This is a genomic window from Streptomyces sp. (assembly GCF_050698815.1).
Taxonomy (GTDB): domain Bacteria; phylum Actinomycetota; class Actinomycetes; order Streptomycetales; family Streptomycetaceae; genus Streptomyces.
Genome location: NZ_JBOHCV010000291.1, coordinates 1 through 4,853, shown reverse-complemented (window position 1 = coordinate 4,853; position 4,853 = coordinate 1). Strand labels below are relative to the sequence as shown.

General features: G+C 71.5%; 5 protein-coding genes. 2 read left to right on the top strand and 3 right to left on the bottom strand.

Going from position 1 to position 4,853, the window contains the following annotated elements; translation table 11 throughout:
- Nucleotides 1-585 precede the first annotated feature (585 nt).
- Both ACRDP3_RS10520 and ACRDP3_RS10515 read left to right on the top strand, forming a co-directional pair.
- Nucleotides 586-1,086: a hypothetical protein gene (locus ACRDP3_RS10520; protein WP_431516607.1), complete on the top strand. Its 501-nt coding sequence runs from the start codon at nucleotides 586-588 to the stop codon at nucleotides 1,084-1,086.
- A gap of 134 nt (nucleotides 1,087-1,220) precedes the next feature.
- Nucleotides 1,221-1,682, top strand: coding sequence for a MaoC family dehydratase (locus ACRDP3_RS10515; protein ID WP_431516606.1), 462 nt, complete (start codon nucleotides 1,221-1,223; stop codon nucleotides 1,680-1,682).
- Here ACRDP3_RS10515 and ACRDP3_RS10510 read toward each other — a convergent pair.
- From ACRDP3_RS10510 to ACRDP3_RS10500, 3 genes are all read right to left on the bottom strand, one after another.
- Entirely contained in the window at nucleotides 1,663-2,328 is a 666-nt protein-coding gene (locus ACRDP3_RS10510) for a TetR/AcrR family transcriptional regulator (RefSeq protein ID WP_431516605.1), read from the bottom strand. The two genes, ACRDP3_RS10515 and ACRDP3_RS10510, sit on opposite strands and share 20 nt — an antisense overlap.
- A 103-nt stretch (nucleotides 2,329-2,431) precedes the next feature.
- A complete protein-coding gene (locus ACRDP3_RS10505) occupies nucleotides 2,432-3,520 on the bottom strand; it encodes a Zn-dependent alcohol dehydrogenase (RefSeq protein ID WP_431516604.1) in 1,089 nt (362 codons plus the stop codon).
- A gap of 53 nt (nucleotides 3,521-3,573) precedes the next feature.
- The coding region (locus ACRDP3_RS10500) for an aldehyde dehydrogenase family protein (protein ID WP_431516603.1) at nucleotides 3,574-4,853 on the bottom strand (1,280 nt) is incomplete at its 5' end.

The following is a 4,853-nucleotide window of genomic DNA, read 5'->3' as shown; positions in this document are numbered from 1 at the left end:
CTCCCGCACCGGTGACGACCACCCCGCTGTCGCGCAAAGACTCCATCCCGCACTTCCCCTTCGCTGTTCCGCGTCGGCTCTCCCCGCTGCGGCAGACTAACCAGTCGGTATGTGATGGGGGAAGAGCCGGACGACGGCCTGTCCGTGACGGGGCGCGGCTCCACGGCTGTGACCAGCCCCTCCACCCTGACACCCGGACCGATGATGCCGTAGATCCGTTGCCGCGTACACGTATCGGGGAGGGCGGCACCGCCGCGTCGTCAGGCCTTCGCACCCATCTCGCGGCTTGGCCAACTGGAGGGCGGCGGCCCCGCGTTGGCGGTCGGCATGGACCTTTGCCAGGTCTTCACACCTGATGAGAAGTATGTGAGAAGTCATGAGGACCCCGTGAGAATTCCTTTCATTCACGCGTGCCCCGCGCCATACCGGGTAGTTCACCGAGCCCGGAAGGCGGGTTCGACCAACCCGGCCCGGACGACCTGAACGACCTGAACCAAGTGAGCTTCGCAACGGGGGGATCCGATTGTGCGGCGGCTACGTCACATCGCCGACGAGTCGGGTCCACTCCCGTCGGAGGTGGGATGATTGGCCGGTTTCAGAGCCCTCGCAGAGCAGGTTCGCGACCCGTACAGAGATCCGTCCCAGCGCCGTCAGGCGCTGCGCAAATGTCTGGAGCGCTTCGCACCCTACGGACACCGTGCCACCTGGCAGCACCTGTGTGCCCGCGCCGGTATCCGGCCGGACGACCGTGAGCCCGATCCGGAGCTGCTGGTCGCCGCCCTGGACGAGCTGGAGGAGGCCCGTTCGGTCTGGCTCGCCTACGAGTCGGAGGTGGCGTCCCGGCGCAGGGCGGAGAAACGCGACGGAATCAGACAGCCGGCGCCGCACGACGAATGGCACCGCCTGACCTGGGGTGGCCGGTCGTTGCTTCCATGTGACCCCGCCACGCCGCCCACGCCGCGGCTCGCGGACGTGCTGCGCCGCATGATCACCGCCATGGACGAGGACGTCGGGACAGACGTCATACGCCTCGCCACCCGTGGCTTCCGTTCCGGCCTGGGGGCGATGGCCGCTTCGCGGGGGTGACCCGCTGGGGCTCCAGGACCTCCGGAACCTCTCTCCCGCCCGGCCGGGCGTTGACAGGCGCGCCGGCCGCGCAGCATGCTGAGCAAGCGCTTAGCGATGCGGCTGGCGCGATATCCACTTGGGAGGTTGTACGGATGGCGGAGCCCCGGGTCTTCACCTCGACGGACGAACTGGCGGCGGCGGTCGGCGAGGAGCTGGGCGTCAGCGACTGGCTTGAGGTCGACCAGAAGCGGGTCGACCTGTTCGCGGACGCGACGGGCGACCACCAGTGGATCCACGTCGACCAGGCCCGGGCGAAGGACGGCCCCTTCGGGACGACCATCGCGCACGGCTATCTGACGCTCTCCCTGCTGCCGGCCCTCGTACCGCAGATCATGCGCGTGGAGGGGATGCGCATGGGCGTCAACTACGGCGTCAACAAGGTCCGGTTCCCCGCGCCGGTGCCGGTGGGGTCCCGGGTGCGGGCACGGGCGGAACTGGCGGAGGTCAGCGAGGCCGGCGGTGGTGTGCAGGTCGCCGCGAAGGTGACGGTGGAGGTTGAGGGCGGCGAGAAGCCCGTCTGCGTGGCGGAGACCCTCAGCCGCTACTTCTGGTGAGCTTCGACCCTGCGCAGACCATCCGCAGGACGAGGTCGGCGTAGAGCGTGCCGATCTCCTCCGGCGTCCTGCGGCCCGTGGGGCTGTACCAGCGGGCCACGTCGATGCACAGCGACATCACCGCGAGAGTCGTGCCGCGGATGTCGGCGACCTCGAACTCACCTGACGCGTCACCGCTCTCCAGCACTCCGCGCAGGATCTCCTCGCTGCGCCGCCGCAGCGCGACGATCTCCTCGTAGTGCCGCTCGCCGAGCGCCGCCAGTTCGTACTGCACGACACGTGCGGTGGTGTGGTGCTCGGCGTGCCAGCGCACGAAGGAGCGCACCGCGCGAGCCAGCCGGTCCGCGTCGCTGCCGCCGCTCCCCGCCGCCTCGGCCAGCACGCCGACGGAACGCTCGTGGCCGACCTTGCTGATCTGGAAGAGCAGTTCTTCCTTGGTCTTGTAGTGGATGTAGAGCGCTGCCGGACTCATGCCCGCCCGGCCCGCGATGTCGCGAGTGGTGGTGGCGTGGAAGCCGCGCTCGGCGAAGGCCTCCACCGCGCCCAGCAACAGCCGCCGGGCGGCGTCCGGGGAGACACCCTCGAAGGATTCGTCGGCCGTCACGTGACCGCCCTCCGAGGCCGGGGGCCCCGTCTGAGATGCCATCGTGTCCGCCTTCCCCTCGACCGGGCGAACACCATACAACGGCAACTGAGCACCTGCTTAGCCGCCGTCCCGGCGGAGCTTCGCGCCAGTGCCGTGACCGGCACTAGTTCTCGAAGACCACCAGGGCGCGGCCTCCGCGCCCCGCCAGCATCGCGTCGAAGGCCGCCGGGATGCCGTCCAGCGCTATCCGCTCGGTCACCAGGGCGCCCAGGTCCAGCCGCCCCTCCCGTACGTGCTCCCCCAGTACGGGCAGATCGCGGGCGGGGTCGCAGTTGCCGTAGACGCAGCCGGTGAGGGTGCGCGCGAAGTAGAAGATCTCCAGCGCGGAGAGCCGTACCTGCTGTTCCTTGCCGCCGACGCCGACGACGGTCGTACGGCCGCCGCGCCGGGTGGAGTTCCAGGCGGTCTGGATGGTCTCGCCCCGCCCCACGCACTCGATGGCGACATCCGCGCCGAAGCCGCCGGTCAGTGCGCGTATCTCCTTCGCGGTGGTCTCGGAGGCGATGAGAAAGTCGGTGGCGCCGGCCGCCCGCGCCAGCTCCTCCTTCGCCGGGGAGACATCGACCGCGATGACCGGCCCCGCGCCGGCGATCCGCGCCGACTGGAGCGTGGCCAGGCCGACGCCGCCGACGCCGAAGACCGCCACGGACTCGCCCGTACGGACGCGGGCGCTGTGGTGCACCGCGCCGTAGCCGGTCAGCACCGCGCAGCCCAGCAGCGCCGCGTCGGTCAGCGGCACTCCGGCGGGCAGCGGCAGCACCGCGTGCGCCGGCACCACGGTCTCCTCGGCGAAGGCGGCGGTGCTCAGACCGGGGTAGAGGTCCTCGCCCCCCTTGGTACGGGCGTAGGGGACCGTCGTACCGGCGCCGGCGTGCTGGCAGAGCCAGGGCTCGGAGAGCCGGCCGCAGAAATGGCACTCGCCGCACGAGGGCGCCCAGTTGAGTACGACGCGGTCGCCCGGCGCGGTCGTGGTGACGCCCTCGCCGACGGAGACGACGGTGCCCGCGCCCTCGTGACCGAGCACCGCGGGTACGGGCTGGCGCAGGGTGCCGTTGGAGAGGGAGAGGTCGGAGTGGCAGACGCCGGCGGCGGCGAGCCGGACCCGCACCTGCCCGGGGCCGGGCTGCGGCAGCTCGATCCCGGTGAGTTCGAGCGGTGCTCCGACGGCGGAGAGTACGGCGGCGCGGACCATGCGGCGGCTCCTGGACGTAGGAAGGGGTGGGTGGGGTGACCGGCTCGGAACGCTCAGAACTGCAGCGACTTGGTCTGCAGGTACTCCCCCAGTCCGTGCCTGCCCAGCTCCCTGCCGACCCCCGACTGCTTGTAACCGCCGAACGGGGCGAGGGGGTTGAAGCGCCCGCCGTTGATGTCGACCTGGCCGGTCTCCAGGCGGCGGGCGAAGGCGACCGCCTCCTCCTCGTCCTCGGACCAGACGGCGCCCGCGAGTCCGTAGACCGTGCCGTTGGCGATCCGGACGGCGTCCTCGGTGTCCTCGTACTTCAGGATCGACAGCACCGGCCCGAAGATCTCCTCCTGCGCGATGGTCATCTCCGGGGTGACACCGGCGAAGACGGTGGGCCGCACGTAGCAGCCCTCCTCCTGGCCCTCGGGCGCGTCCGGGCCGCCCGCCACCAGCGTGGCGCCCTCCTTGACGCCTTGCGCGATGTAGCCGGTGACGCGGTCGCGCTGCTTGGCGTTGACGACGGGGCCGAGCCGGGTGGTCTCGTCCCTCGGGTCGCCCGGCACGTACTTGGCGACGGCGGCCGCGGCGAGCCGCACAGCCTCGTCGTAGCGGTCCGCGTCGACGAGCATGCGGGTCCAGGCGCTGCACGTCTGGCCGGAGTTGGCCATCACGTTGGCGACGCCGACTTTGACGGCCTTCGTCAGATCCGCGCCCGGCAGGATGACGTTGGCGGACTTGCCGCCCAGTTCGAGCGCGACACGCTTGACCGCGCCGCCCGCGGCGGCGCCGATCCGCCGGCCGACGGCCGTGGAGCCGGTGAAGGAGACCAGGTCGACGCCCTCGTGTGCGGCCAGCGCCTGTCCGGCGACCGGGCCCAGCCCGGTGACGAGGTTGAACATCCCGGCGGGCAGGCCCGCTTCGTGCACGGCCTCGGCGAACAGCTGGGCGACCAGCGGGGTATCCTCGGCCGGTTTGAGCACCACCGTGCAGCCCGCGGCCAGCGCCGGGGCGACTTTGGCGACGATCTGGTGCAGCGGGTAGTTCCAGGGCGTGATCGCGCCGACGACGCCCACCGGCTCGTGGAAGACGCGGGAGTTGCCGACCTTCTCCTCGAAGGGGTACTCGGCCGCGAGCTCGGCGTACCCTGCGCAGACCGCGATGGGCACACTGGCGTGCACCGCCTTGGAGAAGGCGAGGGGGGCACCCAGTTCGGAGGTGACGGTCTCGGCGATCTGCTGCCTGCGCGCCTCCATCGCGTCGTGCAGCGCGCCGAGCCGGGCGGCGCGTTCGGCGGGCGGGGTGGTGGACCAGCCGGGCAGCGCCGCGCGGGCCGCCCCCACGG

What these genes read in the sequence shown, in the direction of transcription:
- ACRDP3_RS10510 (WP_431516605.1), bottom strand. Translation starts at nt 2,328, where the DNA reads ATGGCATCTCAGACGGGGCCCCCGGCCTCGGAGGGCGGTCACGTGACG.
- ACRDP3_RS10505 (WP_431516604.1), bottom strand. Translation starts at nt 3,520, where the DNA reads ATGGTCCGCGCCGCCGTACTCTCCGCCGTCGGAGCACCGCTCGAACTC.
- ACRDP3_RS10515 (WP_431516606.1), top strand. Translation starts at nt 1,221, where the DNA reads ATGGCGGAGCCCCGGGTCTTCACCTCGACGGACGAACTGGCGGCGGCG.